The organism is Acinetobacter sp. NIPH 817 (assembly GCF_000368405.1).
Classification (GTDB): Bacteria; Pseudomonadota; Gammaproteobacteria; order Pseudomonadales; family Moraxellaceae; genus Acinetobacter.
Genome location: NZ_KB849419.1, coordinates 295,448 through 312,381 on the forward strand (window position 1 = coordinate 295,448; position 16,934 = coordinate 312,381).

At 39.9% G+C, this 16,934-nt stretch carries 15 protein-coding genes; 7 read left to right on the forward strand and 8 right to left on the reverse strand.

Going from position 1 to position 16,934, the window contains the following annotated elements; genetic code table 11:
- Nucleotides 1-333: a DUF485 domain-containing protein gene (locus F968_RS02765; RefSeq protein ID WP_004790008.1), complete on the reverse strand. Its 333-nt coding sequence runs from the start codon at nt 331-333 to the stop codon at nt 1-3.
- Nucleotides 334-514: 181 nt separating this feature from the next.
- Between F968_RS02765 and F968_RS02770 the strand changes: the two genes are divergently transcribed.
- Nucleotides 515-4,012 carry a hybrid sensor histidine kinase/response regulator gene (locus F968_RS02770; protein ID WP_034596099.1) on the forward strand — a complete coding sequence of 1,166 codons (3,498 nt, stop codon included), beginning with the start codon at nt 515-517 and terminating at the stop codon, nt 4,010-4,012.
- 388 nt (nt 4,013-4,400) lie between these two features.
- Nucleotides 4,401-5,168 carry a hypothetical protein gene (locus F968_RS02775; RefSeq protein WP_004790012.1) on the forward strand — a complete coding sequence of 256 codons (768 nt, stop codon included), beginning with the start codon at nt 4,401-4,403 and terminating at the stop codon, nt 5,166-5,168.
- 43 nt (nt 5,169-5,211) lie between these two features.
- Here F968_RS02775 and F968_RS02780 read toward each other — a convergent pair whose 3' ends face one another.
- Nucleotides 5,212-5,862, reverse strand: a complete 651-nt coding sequence (locus F968_RS02780) for a response regulator transcription factor (RefSeq protein ID WP_004790013.1) — start codon at nt 5,860-5,862, stop codon at nt 5,212-5,214.
- Between the two features lie 376 nt (nt 5,863-6,238).
- On the opposite strand from F968_RS02780, the gene msuE reads away from it, so the two are divergent.
- Both msuE and sfnG read left to right on the forward strand, forming a co-directional pair.
- The gene (gene msuE / locus F968_RS02785) at nt 6,239-6,976 is read left to right on the forward strand and encodes an FMN reductase (RefSeq protein ID WP_004790014.1); all 738 of its coding nucleotides are present in this window, start codon (nt 6,239-6,241) and stop codon (nt 6,974-6,976) included.
- A gap of 44 nt (nt 6,977-7,020) precedes the next feature.
- On the forward strand, nt 7,021-8,133 hold the full coding sequence (sfnG, locus tag F968_RS02790; protein WP_004790015.1) for a dimethylsulfone monooxygenase SfnG: 1,113 nt from the start codon (nt 7,021-7,023) through the stop codon (nt 8,131-8,133).
- A 91-nt stretch (nt 8,134-8,224) separates the two neighbouring features.
- On the opposite strand, the gene F968_RS02795 is transcribed toward sfnG, so the two are convergent.
- Complete coding sequence (locus F968_RS02795) at nt 8,225-8,638, reverse strand: Lrp/AsnC family transcriptional regulator (protein WP_004790016.1); 414 nt, start codon at nt 8,636-8,638, stop codon at nt 8,225-8,227.
- A 105-nt stretch (nt 8,639-8,743) separates the two neighbouring features.
- Here F968_RS02795 and F968_RS02800 point away from each other — a divergent pair, with 105 nt between their 5' ends.
- A complete protein-coding gene (locus F968_RS02800; protein ID WP_004790018.1) occupies nt 8,744-9,286 on the forward strand; it encodes a cysteine hydrolase family protein in 543 nt (180 codons plus the stop codon).
- A gap of 42 nt (nt 9,287-9,328) precedes the next feature.
- Here F968_RS02800 and acs read toward each other — a convergent pair whose 3' ends face one another.
- Nucleotides 9,329-11,278 (reverse strand): acetate--CoA ligase, encoded by a 1,950-nt coding sequence (gene acs / locus F968_RS02805; protein ID WP_004790021.1) that lies wholly within the window; start codon nt 11,276-11,278, stop codon nt 9,329-9,331.
- A gap of 294 nt (nt 11,279-11,572) precedes the next feature.
- On the opposite strand from acs, the gene F968_RS02810 reads away from it, so the two are divergent.
- Both F968_RS02810 and F968_RS02815 read left to right on the forward strand, forming a co-directional pair.
- Nucleotides 11,573-12,148, forward strand: a complete 576-nt coding sequence (locus F968_RS02810; protein ID WP_004790022.1) for a DUF805 domain-containing protein — start codon at nt 11,573-11,575, stop codon at nt 12,146-12,148.
- Between the two features lie 114 nt (nt 12,149-12,262).
- On the forward strand, nt 12,263-13,243 hold the full coding sequence (locus F968_RS02815) for a mechanosensitive ion channel family protein (RefSeq protein WP_004790025.1): 981 nt from the start codon (nt 12,263-12,265) through the stop codon (nt 13,241-13,243).
- Here the strand turns inward: F968_RS02815 and F968_RS02820 are convergent.
- The 4 genes from F968_RS02820 to F968_RS02835 form a co-directional block, all read right to left on the reverse strand.
- The gene (locus F968_RS02820) at nt 13,223-13,930 is read right to left on the reverse strand and encodes a 16S rRNA (uracil(1498)-N(3))-methyltransferase (RefSeq protein WP_004790027.1); all 708 of its coding nucleotides are present in this window, start codon (nt 13,928-13,930) and stop codon (nt 13,223-13,225) included. The two genes, F968_RS02815 and F968_RS02820, sit on opposite strands and share 21 nt — an antisense overlap.
- A complete protein-coding gene (locus F968_RS02825; RefSeq protein WP_004790029.1) occupies nt 13,927-15,219 on the reverse strand; it encodes a 3-deoxy-D-manno-octulosonic acid transferase in 1,293 nt (430 codons plus the stop codon). The genes F968_RS02820 and F968_RS02825 overlap by 4 nt, the downstream gene beginning before the upstream one ends.
- Before the next feature lie 157 nt (nt 15,220-15,376).
- Entirely contained in the window at nt 15,377-16,435 is a 1,059-nt protein-coding gene (locus tag F968_RS02830; protein ID WP_004790031.1) for an alkene reductase, read from the reverse strand.
- Nucleotides 16,436-16,463: 28 nt separating this feature from the next.
- Nucleotides 16,464-16,766 carry an ArsR/SmtB family transcription factor gene (locus F968_RS02835; RefSeq protein ID WP_002121891.1) on the reverse strand — a complete coding sequence of 101 codons (303 nt, stop codon included), beginning with the start codon at nt 16,764-16,766 and terminating at the stop codon, nt 16,464-16,466.
- Nucleotides 16,767-16,934 lie beyond the last annotated feature (168 nt).

The window sequence follows — 16,934 nt, forward strand, 5'->3', positions numbered from 1 at the left end:
TTAGTGTAGTCCTTTCTCATGCGTGATGGCTTCAACTTCCTTCAACGCTTCTTCACTCAACTGGTCAAGGGTACTATTCGCGATAAAGGAATACACACCACACAATAGGAAAGATAAAACGATAATTCCTAAACCTAGTGGGATTCCCCATGTCGTTACACCACCACTAAATGAACTCATCAAAAATTCTTTGTTGTAGCCAACAAGCAGCATAAAACCCACATAAAGAACTAACATGATGATTGTAAGCGTCCAACTTAATGTACTTTTTTTCTTGACCATCTTTTGAAACTTTGGATTGCGTAGAATCTGTTCTACTTGGTTCTGATCCATAACCAAACTCCTTGCCCTGTGCCCAGCCTTGGCCACTTTTTAATAATAGTTTCTCAGGATTAAAGTTAGCAAAATTACGTGTAATTCGTAACTTAGACTTTGGTCGTTAAAATTTAATCAATTTATAGCTTTGTTTCTGCTTGGGGTATGATAGGCACAAGGTTTTAATCATGTGAGTCATATGAACAGCTGGCTGATTATTGGGGTACTCACCCTTTATATAGCACTCTTATTTATTTGTGCTTTTTTTGGTGAAAAGCATGCCAGCCGTCTGAGTACACGTGGCCGCATGTTCTTGTTTAGCTTAACGCTAGGCGTTTACTGTTCATCATGGACATTTTACGGCGCGACTGGAGCAGCTGTTCGAGAAGGCGTCATTTTCTTGCCTATTTACTTAGGTCCTCTCTTATTTGTCTGGTTTGGTTATGACATTTGGCGACGCTTAGGCCGAGTACGCCAGCACCACGCAATTTCCTCAATTGCCGACTTTGTTGCTGCACGTTATGGCAAAAGTGGCGTCTTGGCTTCGCTAGTTACGATCTTGGCAGTAATCGCCATTATTCCCTATCTGGCCTTACAGTTACGTGCGATTGCTTTAAGTACTTCTGTCATTATGGAACAGAATGCTCATATCCATACAACGACCAATAGTGTTTTGCTTTTAACCAGTGTACTGGCTATTTTGGCCATGATTTTTGGTACAAGGCAAATTGCCAATACCGAGCAACATGGCGGTCTCATGTTAGCTGTGGCATTTGAATCTTTTGTAAAATTATTCGCGCTGATTTGCGTTGCTTTATTTTTTATTTTTGAAACACCAGCGAACCTTGCACAAGTCACATCAGATGTGAACCAAACCTTTCAAGAAGTTCAGTTGTTTGGAGTGCCTGAAACTTTCTGGATTCAGACGTTATTGGCAGGTCTAGCAATTATCTGTTTACCCCGCCAGTTCCACGTGGCAGTAGTTGAACTACGCGATGAAAAGCATATTCGCGGTGCGCGTAAATGGTTCGCGGTTTATCTGATTTTAACAATTTTAGCTATTATTCCGATCGCAAGCTGGGCATTACATGCAGCACCGAAGTTCTTAACTGTACCTGATGTTGCAGTACTTTCATTGCCCTTGAGTTATAACCAAGAATGGTTGGCTTTACTGGCCTTTTTAGGTGGGTTCTCTGCATCAACAGGCATGTTACTGGTTTCATCTGTTGCCTTGTCTATTATGCTCAGTAATGACTTGATTATGCCTGCACTCTGGCGTTTTAAGTTGCTATCACGTCACGATAAACATTTACCTAAAGTTCTTAAATTCAGTCGTCGTATTAGTATTGTCGCGGTGATGCTACTCGGCTTTTTATTCTTCCATTTCTTTAATGATATTAATCAGCTTTCAGTATTTGGTTTATTGGCATTTAGTGCCGTTGCCCAGTTTGCACCTGCGCTTATTGGAGGCTTGTATTGGCGAGGCGGAAGCCGCCAAGGTGTCTATGCTGGCCTCATCGTTGGATTTTTAATGTGGAGTTACACCTTACTATTTCCAACAATCTTACGTAGTTTGCCAGAAGCCTATCAGGAAACAGCCCAAAGTATTTTGCTTTTTGGCCCGTTTGGAATTAACGCCTTACGACCAGAGTCACTTTTTGGTTTTGAATCATTTGCGCCACTTACACACGGTGTTATTTGGTCACTCGGTTTAAATATTGTTTTATATATTTGGATTTCTAAACTTTACCGCCCAAGTGTGGCAGAACAAATTCAGGCAGAAAGCTTTTTCTACTATGAAACCAAACCTTTACCATCACCACATACCTCTACCGATTTAACTTATTTACCGCACGATGCTGCACGTTTAAAAGTAGGTGACCTGTTCGCTCTTGCTAAAAGAATTACAGGTGAACAGCCAACAACACAAGCATTCGAGAACTTTTGCGAGCAAAATCATCTAACGCTTAACCCCAATAGCATCGCCAATGGTATGTGGTGGCGGTTCACCGAACAATATCTAGCTGGCATTATAGGAGCTGCTTCTGCCCGTACTTTGCTGACTACAGCAATGATTAATAATGGTCTTGCATTAGGACAAGTCGCTAATATTTTAGACCAAGCTTCACAATGGCAACGGTTTAATCAAAACTTGCTGATGACCATGATTGACCACATGACCCAAGGGGTGAGTGTGGTTGATAAAAATATGTGTTTGGTTGCGTGGAATAACCAATATTTAAAATTGTTTGGCTACCCGAAAGACTTAGTTTATGTGGGTTGTCCAATTGCCGATTTGATTCGTTATAACGCTGAACGCGGCGAATGCGGCCCCGGTTCAGTCGAAGAACATGTTCGTAAACGTTTACACTGGATGAAAGTCGGAAGCGCGCATGAATTTGAACGAATCCGTAAAGACGGACGCGTTATTCAAATGCGCGGTAATCCTATTTCAGGTGGAGGCTTTGTTACAACATTCGCCGACATTACCGCTTTCCGTGCAAATGAGGCAATACTTGAAGCCCGCGTAAAAGACCGCACCCAACAGCTTGCCGATGCTTTAACCGAGCAACAGCTTGCACGCGAACAAGCCGATATGGCGAACATGTCAAAAAGCCGATTTATTGCAGCAGCCAGTCATGACTTATTACAACCCATGCATGCTGCTCGTCTCTTTAGTACTGTTCTTGAACAAAGCATTGCAACTGAAGAAGACCGTCAAACTTTGCAACAGCTTGACCGTGCTCTATATGGTGCAGAAAGTATGCTCTCTGCCCTACTCGATATTGCCCGCTTAGAAGGCGGTAGCATACAGCCAAAAAGACAGCCTTATCCGTTGCATGATTTACTCAGTGATCTTGAACTACAGTTTAAATCGATCGCTGCTCAGCGAAATATTTCACTCAAAGTTCACGATGTATCATTCTGGATTGACACAGATCCACAATGGATACGACGTATTATTCAAAACTTTGTGAGTAATGCACTGCGTTATACCGCCAAAGGCCGAGTGATTGTCGGTGTTCTACGATCGGCGCAAAAACCTGATCATATTCGTATTGGAGTCTGGGATACAGGACCCGGAATTGCCGAAGAACAACGTATTAAACTGTTTCAAGAATTCGAACGCTGTGGGCATTTATCACCTTGGGGTGAGCAAGGTCTAGGCTTAGGTCTTGCAATTGTGCAGCGTATGACAGGTTTGTTGAATTATCCGGTCCATGTCTACTCAGAGCTCAATAAAGGCTCCTGCTTTATGATTGAGGTTCCAGTCGTAGAAGCGCCAAAAGTGATAACTCCAACCGTGCAGGCAGTGCCTTTAAAAACTAAAGCATACCGGATTTTATGTTTAGACAATGATGAAACTATTTTAGAAGGAATGAGTAGCTTATTAGGTCGATGGGGTTATGAGGTTTTTAAAGCCACTGAACCAGAACAAGCACTAGAAATTATTCAAAAAGAGAATATTCAGGTCTGGCTTATCGATCAGCATTTAAACAACAACCAACTCGGTGTCGATTTTATTTTGCAAAATCGACAACATGACGTTCCAGTTGCTTTAATTACAGCGGACTCTCATCCAGAGTTACCTCAACAATTGAAAGAACTTAATATCGTTTTACTCAAAAAACCGCTTAAACCAGCCTCTCTAAGAGCATGGCTGTCGGGACTTAAAATTGCCAGTGCGGCAGATTAAACATTTTCCTCTCCCAAGCTTTTTATAGGTTTGGGAGAGATTTTTTGGCAAAAGTTATAGGTTTAATTTAAGCCAATAGGCAGAACTGCTCAAAAAGTCTACTTTTGATGATTAAATAGTTGGCTAAACTTTCCAACAGCCCTTTTTCTATGGCAAAGCCCATCTTTTTTGTAAGTGAACACTTGTATACTTAGTTACAATTTAATAAATATTTGTTTTTTAAAACTATTATCTAACCAAAACCACCACATAAGACTTTAGTCGTATTCTACTTGCATTCTTGATGACACATAACTATTCCAAACGCATTTGATAAATGTATAACCATTTTTAACCGATTTCTATATTAAGCACCCCTGCTCACGAATTAATGCAAAGGACAATTGCCATGAATATTTCCGATAACAGCCCACAAAACCAACTCTCATCTCAACAGTTTTATCGTCAATACAGTGCCAATGCTTTACTTCCTGAACTAGATTGGCAAAGTATTTTTCCCAATAGCAAACTCAATGAAGCCCATATCAAGGCGTTAAATACGATTTATCAGTGTGCAGTCCCACTCGCACTTAATGTATTTCATGATCTAAATTTTGATGTATTTGCACCTGCAGCTTATCATCCTCAAGGATTAGGTTTATTTGATAAATTGGCACAACAAGAAGAAAACTTCTTAAAGGTTCTTAGCGCTGAAAGTGAAAATCTTGACCATGACACACGTCATCAAATCTGGAGCATGCTACTCCGTGGCGGTGCGGTTTTGGTTTTCAAAGCTTGGCTTGGTCATGTCAAACTCGGCGAGAATCAGTTAGATATGACTCAATTCGATGAATTATCTGACTTACTCTTTATTAAAACGCACCCTGATCAACTTGCTGAACGACTACATGTCGATGAAAAAGCAAAACTCGACCATATCTTCTTAATGTATGGCAATGATATTTTCCTTGATCGCTTCAACAGCCTAGAAACAGCTGCACTTTTTGTAGATTTAGGCGTTTATGATGCAGCGTTTTTAAGCTTGCGTGATGACCGTGTAGCTGAATATTTAAAAAGTAAAGGCTATGTGACCCAAGAACAGATCGATGATTTGCAATGTGCACTCAATCCTTTGTACTGCGACAGCCTAACACCAAAGCAAGATTGCCTTGCTTAAGTGGCACACATAAAAAAGACCTCAACTGAGGTCTTTTTTATTTTTAGATTTTCTTATCTTCAATATTTAATGCACTAATTGCCAATACGGCTTGTGTACGGTTTTGCACACCTAATTTTCTAAAGATTGCTGTCACATGCGCTTTAATCGTTGCTTCTGACACATCGAGTTCATAGGCAATCTGTTTATTAAGCAAACCTTCCGCAACCATCATCAAAACACGGAATTGCTGTGGTGTTAAAGATTGAATACGTTCAGCTAAAGCAGTTTCATCTGCCGCTCGCGGATCAAGATTAAGGTTAGGTGGCAAATTAGGCGGTAACCAGATTTCACCTTCTAAGACGTGGCGAATCGCTTCACCAATATGACTTGGATGAGCAGATTTAGGAATATATCCCATCGCGCCATGTGCAATCGCACGCTGAATAATTGAAGTTTCTTCATGTGCAGAAACCACAATAATTGGAATAGCTGGATACTGTGCTCGTACATAGACTAGAGCAGAAAAGCCTGAGGCACCCGGTAAATTTAAATCGAGTAAGACTAGATCAGGTTCTGCCCCATTTTCCAAACGCTCATAAAACTCATCAACCGAAGCTGTTTCATGAATTTGTGCCTGTGGCAGGCTATAACGTACTGCTTGAATTAAAGCATGACGAAACAAAGGATGATCATCAACGATTAAAATATTCATAAGCGATTAAAGTAATCTTGAGCATAAGTATGGCCTATTGTAACCCTACTATTTAGATGAAAGATACGTTCATCTTATCCATTTTTATGCAAAATGTTGATAAATGCAGAACTTAGCTAAAATATTCAGATGTTTTTTAACATTTAATCAAAATTAATCTGTTTTTTATATAAGCTTACTTTTTATTATAAAAAATATATCACCTATAATTATATAAAATAAAATCAATAATTTAATATAAAAACTAAGTATAAAAATCCTCTATTTATCTTTTATATTTAAAACTGATAAGGTTGACCAATTTCGTTATTTTACAGTTTACCGTCGTTATTGATTAATAAGTCTAATCTCTTGTTTTAGACTTAGGAACCAAATTATGACTGGTATCACATCCCCAAAACCTTTAAATATTGTTGCTGTTTCTGGTGGCTTAAATACCCCCTCTAAAACGGAAAGTTTGGTTCAAGCCATTCTTGATGAGTTATCCGAAGCAACCGACATTAAAGTTCACTTTATTAAATTAAGCGAAATTGGGCCCTTATTAGGCGGTGCATTTTATCGCAACCAACTTCCACAGCGCGTACAAGATGATCTTGCAGCGGTTGAAGCAGCTGATGCTTTAATTGTCGGTACACCAGTTTACCGCGCATCTTTTACGGGTCTTTTCAAACATTTCTTCGATTTTGTTGAACAAACTGCATTGGTCGATGTGCCTGTACTTTTAGCAGCATCGGGTGGTAGTGATCGTCATGCACTGGTACTTGAACATCAACTTCGTCCATTGTTCAGTTTCTTCCAAGCACAAACTTTACCGATTGGTGTATATGCGACCGATCGTGACTTTACCCCTGAATACACGGTGAAAAGCGAGCAATTATCAGATCGTATTACGTTAGCAGTAGCGCGTGCATTGCCAATTTTAGAATGGGCACCAGCGAAAGGTGAACGTGCTGAAGTAATCAAGTCTAAGACTCAGCAAGCAAATCAAGAGCTTGGTATTAACAAGCAAATTGAGCAAGAAGAAGTATTACCTTCAGCGGCTGTGCCTGATCTTGATGCGGCAGAGTCTCGCTTGCATCACAAGTCTGGCAAATCATTAACGCATGTTGCCTAAGTGCAATATCGCTAAATAAAAATAACGAATTGGGAGAGCAAACCATGACGCAATTACAACAACCAATTAAATTTGCTTATTGGGTACCAAACGTAAGCGGTGGCCTTGTAGTAAGTAACATCGAACAGCGTACAGACTGGAGTTATGACTACAATGTTCGACTTGCACAGGCTGCCGAAAAAAATGGTTTTGAATATGCGCTCACCCAAATTCGTTTTACGGCGGGCTATGGGGCAGAAAACCAGCATGAATCAGTAAGTTTCAGTCATGCATTATTGGCAAAAACTGAAAAACTTAAAGTCATTGCAGCTATTCTGCCTGGCCCTTGGAAACCGGCACTCGCAGCCAAGCAACTTGCAACAATTGATTATTTAACTGAAGGCCGTATTGCCATTAATGTGGTGAGTGGTTGGTTTAGAGGAGAATTTGATGCGATTGGTGAAGAGTGGCCAGAACATGATCAGCGCTACGTCCGCTCTGAAGAATTTATTCGTACGTTAAAAGGAATCTGGACCACCGATAACTATAGTTTCGATGGTAAATACTATCAATTCCAAAACTACACACTTAAACCGAAACCTCTGCAAAAGCCTCATATTGAAGTGTTTCAAGGCGGCAGCTCACGGGCTGCACGTGACATGGCTTCACGCGTATCTGACTGGTATTTCACCAACGGTAATACCGTAGAAGAAATTCAAAAACAAGTCGAAGACATTCACACTAAAGCTAAAGCCAATAACCATCAGGTTAAAATTGGTGTAAATGCGTTCATTATTGCTAGAGATACCGAAGAAGAAGCAAAAGCGGTACTTCAAGAAATTATTGATAAAGCCAACACTGAAGCGGTAAATGCTTTTGGCGATGCAACACGTGAAGCAGGTGCAGCCTCTCCTGAGCAACAAGGTAACTGGGCAAAATCAAGTTTTGAAGATTTAGTGCAATATAACGATGGCTTTAAAACCAATTTAATTGGTACACCTCAACAAATTGCAGAGCGTATTGTGGCGCTTAAAAATGTAGGTGTTGATTTGATTCTTTCTGGATTCTTACATTTCATTGAAGAAGTAGAATATTTTGGGGAAAAAGTTCTACCACTCGTTCGCCAATTAGAACTTCAACAAGAAAAGGAGATAGAAATTCAAGCGAAATCAGCCTAAAAACTTCATTTAAAGCAGCGCAAGACAATAAAAACAATAAATTAAAAATAAAGACTTATTGGCTCCAAGACTCGGCTTGGAGCCTTTATTTTTAAGATTTCTCGACTTCTCGAATCACTGTTTCAACCGAATAACGGCACCATTTTGAAAGTTTCTCAATAAATTCATTTAATGCTGCGGGTTCAAAATGGCTGACGATCATATAGCAAGCATTGCCCATCACTTTAAAGCATTCATCGATTTGTTCATATTGCTTGACCAGATTTTCAATTTCCTCAAAAGCGCGTTGTTCATTTAAATGCAAATGAATAAATTGTTTATGCGAATATTGCACGGCAATCGTGTAATTTTTGATGACACCAGCATCCATCAACTGAGCAATTCGAGTGCCCACCGCCTGCCCTGTCCGGTGAACTCGCTGCCCAATTTCTTTATTGGTTAGTCGAGAATCGTGTTTAAGCAATGCAATAATTTTTAGATCAATCGGGTCTAATTCAATATTCATTTTTCATGGTGAAAGAAAACTGGCGGTAATGCTTTCATCTGACTATAGCCGATTTTACTGGCAGAGAATAATCTTGTTTTATCTCATATCAACAAGAGTGATCTCATGAAACAAGCACTATTAATTATCGATGTACAAAATGATTATTTTAAAAATGGCAAAATGGAATTGGTTGGACCAGAGCAAGCACTAGAAAAAATAAAACAACTCGAACAATATTTTAGCGAGAAAAACTTGCCAATCATTTATGTGCAACATATTAACCCGCCACAAGCGAGTTTCTTCCAAGAAAATACAGATGGAGTTTTACTTCACCCTGAACTCAGTACTGGAAGTGATTCATTAATCGTAACAAAGCACTATCCAAATAGTTTTTTAGAAACCGATTTAGATGAACTTTTAAAAACACATCAAATTGAGCAACTCGTGATTACAGGCATGATGACACACATGTGTATTGATTCAGGTACACGCGCAGCCAAAGAACTGGGCTATCAACCGATCTTAATTGCAGATGCAACCGCAACTCGCAATTTAAGCTATGACGGGAAAATTGTAAAAGCTGAAGACGTACAAACCGCTTTTTTAACTGCGCTTAGTACATTTGCAAATGTACAAAATACTGCTGACTTTTTAGGAAAGTCTTAAATAAAGCCCAATAAAAAAGCCCCATCTGGGGCTTTTTTAAAATTAGTTTTGTTTATCAGGATAAACAGTTTCAATTAACTGATCTACCACGGCAGGCTCAGCCAAAGTTGAAGTATCACCCAAACTATCAAGCTCATTTGCTGCAATTTTTCTTAAAATACGGCGCATGATTTTACCAGATCGGGTTTTAGGTAATACTGGTGCCCAATGTAGTGCATCAGGTGAAGCCACAGGTCCAAGCACTTTACGTACCCAGTTAATTAACTCTTTACGCAGTTCTTCCGACTCTGGCACACCCGCCTGTAAGGTCACGAAGGTACAAATGCCCTGTCCTTTAATATCATGAGGCATACCTACTACGGCTGCCTCTGCTACTGACTCATGCGAAACAAGAGCACTTTCAATTTCAGCAGTGCCCAGACGGTGGCCTGAAACGTTTAAGACATCATCAACTCGACCTGTGATCCAGTAATAACCATCTTCATCACGGCGAGCACCATCACCCGTAAAGTAGGTATTTTTAAAGGTCGAGAAATACGCTTCAATAAAGCGATCAGGATCGCCCCAAATGGTACGCATCTGGCCCGGCCATGAATCTTTAATCACAAGATTACCTTCAGCCGCACCTTCTAGCTCATTGCCTTCACCATCTACAATGGCAGGTTGAATACCAAATAACGGACGTGTTGCCGAACCTGGTTTTAAAGCTGTTGCACCTGGCAATGGGGCAATCAAAATACCGCCTGTTTCGGTTTGCCACCATGTATCAACAATCGGACAGCGGCCTTCACCAACAACGTTGTAGTACCAATTCCAAGCTTCAGGGTTAATAGGCTCACCGACCGAACCAAGTAAACGCAGGCTGCTACGGTTACTTTCACGTACAAATGAATCCCCTTCTCGCATCATCGCGCGAATTGCGGTTGGGGCCGTATATAAAATAGAGACTTTGTGCTTATCGACCACATGACCAAGACGTGCCCATGTTGGATATTGAGGGACACCCTCAAACATTAAAGTCGTAGTTCCATTTGCAAGTGGTCCATAAATCAAATAACTATGACCTGTAATCCAGCCTACATCGGCCGTACACCAGTACACATCATCTTGTTTTAAATCAAAGACCTCTTTAAAGGTACTTGTTACATAGACTAAATAACCACCTGTGGTATGCAAAACACCTTTAGGTTTACCTGTCGAACCCGAGGTATAGAGAATAAATAATGGGTCTTCTGCCTTCATCGGTTCTGGAGGACAGTTGGCATCCACTTCCATAATAATGAGGTGATACCACAAATCACGTCCCGGCTTCATTTCAATCGGGTTCGCATTACGGTAAACCACAACTACATTTTCAACGCACTCTGTACCCGGCAATTCTAGAGCCAAATCGACATTTTCTTTGAGTGGTAATAGTTTTCCGGCACGTAGACTTGAGTCTGCGGTAATCACCAGTTTAGCTTGACTATCTTCAATACGGCTTGCTAAAGAGTCTGGTGAGAACCCACCAAACACCACGCAGTGAACAGCACCAATACGGGCACAGGCCAACATGGCAATTGCAGCCTCAGTGACCATCGGCATATACAACACAACACGGTCGCCTTTACCAATACCATATTTCTTTAAAACGTTGGCAAAGCGGCAGACTTCGTCGTGTAATTCTTTATAAGAAACGATCTTATGGCGAGAAGGATGGTCCCCTTCCCAAATAATTGCAGGTTTATGAGGGTGTTCTTTAAGATGCCTGTCTAGGCAATTTGCTGATACGTTCAACTCACCATCAGCAAACCATTCAATTTTGAAATTGTCTTTGTCAAAACTCGTATTTTTAACTTGGGTAAATGGCTTTATCCAATCGACAATTTTAGCTTGCTCTGCCCAGAATTCATCTGGGTTCTCGATAGAGTGTTGATAACGTTTAAAGTAGTCTGCTTCAACAGTACGAGCTGTCTTTTTAAATTCCTCTGGTACTGGATAGATCTCATTCATACGCAACTTCCTTGATCTTGTGCATCCCATCTCGAGACTGTGGCTATTATTTTACTGGATCTTATTTGTATGCCTTTTCAGTATGATGACTGTTTCAAAGCCTAGACAATGCGACTTTGGTCATATATTAACCACTTACTCAAGCACACGAAATTATGAACATTTTTATAAAATTAAGTTGATTTAAAACATTTGTCTATAGCTTTTACTTTTATAATTTTTTCAAGATTTGATGGTTTTGATCATCAACAAAGATTATTTTGTCTCTCATATGCAACCTAGGAATAAAATAATATGTTTGCCCAAACAAGCTCCTCACGCCCACCTCAGCTCCCTTTTAAAGATAGTCCGTTTTCAATTCATGGACGCTTTAATCGCATGAGCTATTTAGGTGGTTATGGACTGATTTATTTAGTCACCCTCTTGGGCTATTTCATTTTGGCTTCATTTCTTGGAAATTTTCAGCTTTCAAGCAATTTATTTAATTTTGAATTTTATAGCTCTCTTTCTGGAGCCAGTGCTTTAGTAGTCTGGGCTTTTTCGCTGTTTCTGATTTATTTAAATATTGTACTCGTTGTTCGACGCTTGCACGATCTAAATAAGAGTGGCTGGATGGGACTGCTATTGTTCATTCCAGTTGTTCAGTTCTTTTTTATGATTTATTTACTGCTTGCCTCAGGTACAGCAGGTCCCAACGAATATGGTCCTGTTCGACCAGCAACGTTTATAGAAAAACTGATGGCTTGGCTTATTTTAGTCGCTATTTTAATTAGCCTTATTTCAACAGCAGGAATTTTTTATTATTTCTCAGGGACTGATACCTTAGCAACACCGACACAAATCTTACAAAAAGGAACGGAATACTTTTAATTAAAAAACACTTTATTATTTAGATGAACTCATTATAGTAGGCGCACATTTTATCTCCTACTATGATGAAAGCCGAAAATCGCTTTCATAAATTTTTTTTAATTGAGACTTGCCGTGGCTGATGAACAAAAATCCTTAACGGATGTCGCAAAAAATACAGGCGAACTTTTACAAGAAGCGGGCACTAAAACCACTCAAACGGTTTTAGCCCATACTGAAAAGTATCATGATGCCTATACCACTATCGACAAAATCGTGGATAGCTTTTGGGAACGTGTGCCTTATATATGTATTGCGATTATCGTTTTTATTATTTTTTGGCTACTGACCAAATTATTTAAGTTCTTTGTTCGTAAAACCTTAGAAAACCGCTCTTACACACGCCAAAACCTAGTTTTGGTCTTAAACCGTGTAGGCAGCACGACAATTCTATTTTTTGGTTTCTTAATTGCTCTCGTCATTATGATTCCAGGGTTCACACCGGGCCAACTCATGAGTGCCTTAGGTATTGGTTCGGTCGCAATTGGTTTTGCATTTAAAGATATCTTTCAAAACTTATTGTCAGGCATCTTAATCTTATTAAGTGAACCATTCCGCATTGGCGATTCCATTGTTGTCAATTCGCTTGAAGGAACTGTTGAAGATATTCAAATTCGTGCAACATTCTTACGCTCGCCAGATGGTCGTCGAATTGTTATTCCAAACGCAACTGTTTATACGAGTGCTTTAACTGTAAATACTGCTTATCAACAACGACGCTGTGAGTTTGTAGTCGGAATTGGATATGACGATGACGAACAAAAAGCCAAGCAGATTATTTTAGATATTCTTAATAATGACCGAAATGTACTCAGTCAGCCAGCCTTCTCGGTTAACGTTACAGCGTTAGCAGATTTCTCGGTTAACCTGACTGTACGCTGGTGGGTTGATACAACTGAAACTGATATTTCGTCATCTACGAGCACCATTCAAGCTCAGGTCAAGCAAGCTTTTAATGCGAACGGAATTAATATTCCTTACCCAATTCAGGAATTAAAAATGGCCGCAAATCAGCCACTTTTAAACCCTGAAGCATCAACTAAAGAGACGACCTAAAATATAAGAAATAGACGTTTCAGTTCTTAAAATACGGTTGCCTAAGCTCACAGCTTGGCAGCCGTTTTTTGTGAGCAAATCAATTTCATAGGGAATAAAGCCACCTTCAGGCCCAACGACTACACTACAAGCATGTGGAATATTCACTGGCATGCTCTGCTCGGCATAAGGGTGAGCCACATAGGCTGGTTTTTCTTTCGAGATCAAGCTTGGCAGAACGTCTTCAACAAAAGGTTTAAAGCGTTTGTACATGTGAATTTCAGGAACAATCGTGTCACCTGCTTGCTCAAGCCCTAAAGTCACATAGTTATCAAGTTGTTGCAAAAATGGAGTTTGCCAATAACTTTTATCTACGCGATAACTATGAATCAAACTAATTCTTTCAACACCTAAAGTCACACTATCCATGATCAAACGGCGTAAAACTTTGGGCCTTGGTAAAGCCACAATTAAATGAATCGGAAGTTTTGCAGGGACAGCTTCTTCACTAATAGGTCGTATACAAACTTCTTGCTCGTTAATCGAAATAATTTCAGTGGCATAACGTGCACCATTACGAACACCAACTTTTAGATTTTGGCCAACCGTAATATCAAGATGTTCACGTAAATGTTGTAATTGGCGCTTTGAGTGAATTGACCACTTGTCTGCCTGAATATCTTCAGGCTCTAGTAAAACGATATTCATGGTTTGTCGGCCAAATACCGATTAATTACGCCAATATGTTTTTGCAATGAACCTTGGTTACGTTGTAAGACTTTATGTGCTTGTTCCACCACTTGTTGAGCCTGATCAGGTTCAGCTAAACATGCCATCCAGATTGCCACAACTTGCTCAGCGTCTTGGGCAATGAGCACACCATTTTCGTCAATGAATTCATCGACAATGGTTTGGAAATTAAAGTAACGAGGTCCTATTACGGTCGGCACATTTAAAACCATAGGCTCTAAAATATTATGCCCACCGCCCGGCTCATTTAAAGAACCACCCACAAAACACACCTGACTTAAGGCGTACCATAACCAAAGTTCCCCCATACTATCAGCCAGATAAACCTGCGTACTCGTATGAATACTTTGGTTCAAACTTCTACGATGAGTAATTAAATCTAGGTTTTGGCAAATTTCAAAGACTTCGTCGAAACGTTCAGGATGTCGAGGTACGACAATACAAACTAACTCTGGATCTGACTTTAAATAAGGCTGAAGTGCTTGCAAAATTTGTTGTTCTTCGGGTGCATGTGTACTGGCAATTGTCAGTACTTTCCGTTGGCCCAAATACCATAGCTGGTGTAACTTTGCTGCCTGATTTATAAATGCTTCTGGTGCATGAATATCAAATTTAATATTTCCAACCACCTGACTTTTTTGTTGATCTAGGCCAAGCTCGACATAGCGTTGGCGAGTCGCATTATCTTGTGCCAACACCCAGTCAATTTGTTTCAACATCCCTGCTGTTAGACCTGAGACTCGGCTATAACCTTTAGCTGATTTTTCTGATAACCGCGCATTTAACAATAAACAAGGAACCTGTTGTAGCTTGGCTTGATCAATTAAATTTGGCCAAAGCTCAGTTTCAACCAATGCTAAAAGTTTTGGCTGATACAACTCAAAAAATTGTTTTAAAAGATACTTTTGATCGACAGGCAAATAAACTGCTTGAAATAAATCTAAATACGGCGCTTTTAAAAATAATGATTTGGCACGTGCCTGCCCGGTTTTAGTCGTATTAGTAACCAACACAGGTTGACCGAGTTTAAGATAATGCTCGATTAAAGGCTGCGCAGCATTGGTTTCTCCAACCGAAACAGCATGGAACCAAATTGCTCTCACATTTTTCGGAGATTCAAACGGCCCAAATCTTTCAAGACATTCCTGATTATATAATTCCTGGCTTTCTGCACGTTTTTTTATCCGCCAGTGGTAAAAAGGTTTTAATAAATGGAGTGCGGTGTTGTACCAAAATGGGGTCGCCAAGCGGTTTGCCTCAAATAGTCAAAGTTTAAAACTGGGGAAAATATAACATAGATAGAAAAAATGGCAGAGTTTCGATACCTAAACTCTACCATTACAAGAAAAGCGATTTACTGAACCCATAAATTAAAGAAATCAGTAAATCATCAGTTCAAAAAGTTTACGAAGCTTCTAGCGTTGGATAGTCTGTATAACCTTCAGCACCTTTCGCATATAAAGTTGTTGGTTGAAGTTCATTTAAAGGTAAGTCTTGCTCTAAACGCTGTAAAAGATCTGGGTTGGCAATATATGCTTTACCAAAAGATACTGCGTCAGCTTCACCATCACGCAAAATACGTTTTGCTGACTCTGGTGTTAAGTTCTCATTCGCAATCCATACACCATTAAATTTTTCGCGAAGTTTAGGACTAATACTGTCAGCAGCTTCATATTCACGAGAGAAAATGAAAGCAACATTACGTTGGCTTAGTTGTTCAACTACATAACCAAACGTTGCTAACGGGTTTTCATCACCCATATCGTGTGAATCACCACGTGGTGCAATATGTACACCTACTCGGCCAGCGCCCCACACTTCAATAAATGCATCAACGACTTCTAATAATAAACGTGCACGGTTTTCAACAGGACCACCGTATTCGTCATCACGTTGATTCGTATTACTTTGAAGGAACTGGTCAATTAAGTAACCATTCGCTGCGTGTAATTCAACACCATCAAAACCAGCTGCTTTAGCTAATTCTGCTGAATGTTTATATTGAGCAATAACCTCTTTCACTTCTTCAAGTGAAAGTGCGCGTGGCGTTACATACGGACGTTTAGGACGTAATAAACTCACTTCACCCGCAGGTTGAATTGCACTTGGTGCAACAGGAATATCACCATCTAAAAGTTCAGGATGCGAAATACGGCCAACATGCCAAAGTTGAGCTACAATTTTTGAACCTTGAGCATGAACTGCCTCAATAATTTTATTCCAAGCTTGTGCTTGCTCTTGTGACCACAATCCTGGAGTTTCTGCATAACCCACAGTTTTTGAACCAATCACTGTTGCTTCAGTCAAAATAAGACCAGCATTTGCACGCTGTTGATAATATTCAACCATTAAATCATTCGGTACTCGGCTTTCACCACTACGCGCACGCGTTAATGGAGCCATTACCAATCGATTTTTGATTTCAAAATCACCAACCGTTAAGGGAGTATTGAGTTCAGCCATAGTCGCCTCGACTTACACTTTAATATCGTTAAAGTGTTTGTTTTAAATGTTCGATATATTGCTGAATCAAAGCTTCGTTACGTGAAAAATAAGACCATTGACCATATTTTTGGACCTGAATCAGACCCGCCTGTTGTAAAACAGACAAATGATTCGACATTGTAGACTGTGCTACTTTGCCCAATCGTTCAATATGACCTGCACAAACACCCTTCTCAAAACTACCACCACACTCTTCCACTGGTAAATAATGCGCAGGTTCTTTCAACCATTGCAAAATCTGCCGACGTAGCGGATTGGAAAGGGCTTTGCTAATTGCATCAATATCCATAGGCTCAACACGTCTTTTAAACGAACAAAGCTTTATTCAGCATTTCGAAAACATCATATCGCATTTTTGCGATATTCATATCTATTTTTTTCGATATTCATATCGCATTTTTTCGATTAAGATTCGAAGGCTGAATTGCTTTGCCGTTTTAATCGCTAAAAATCCAAG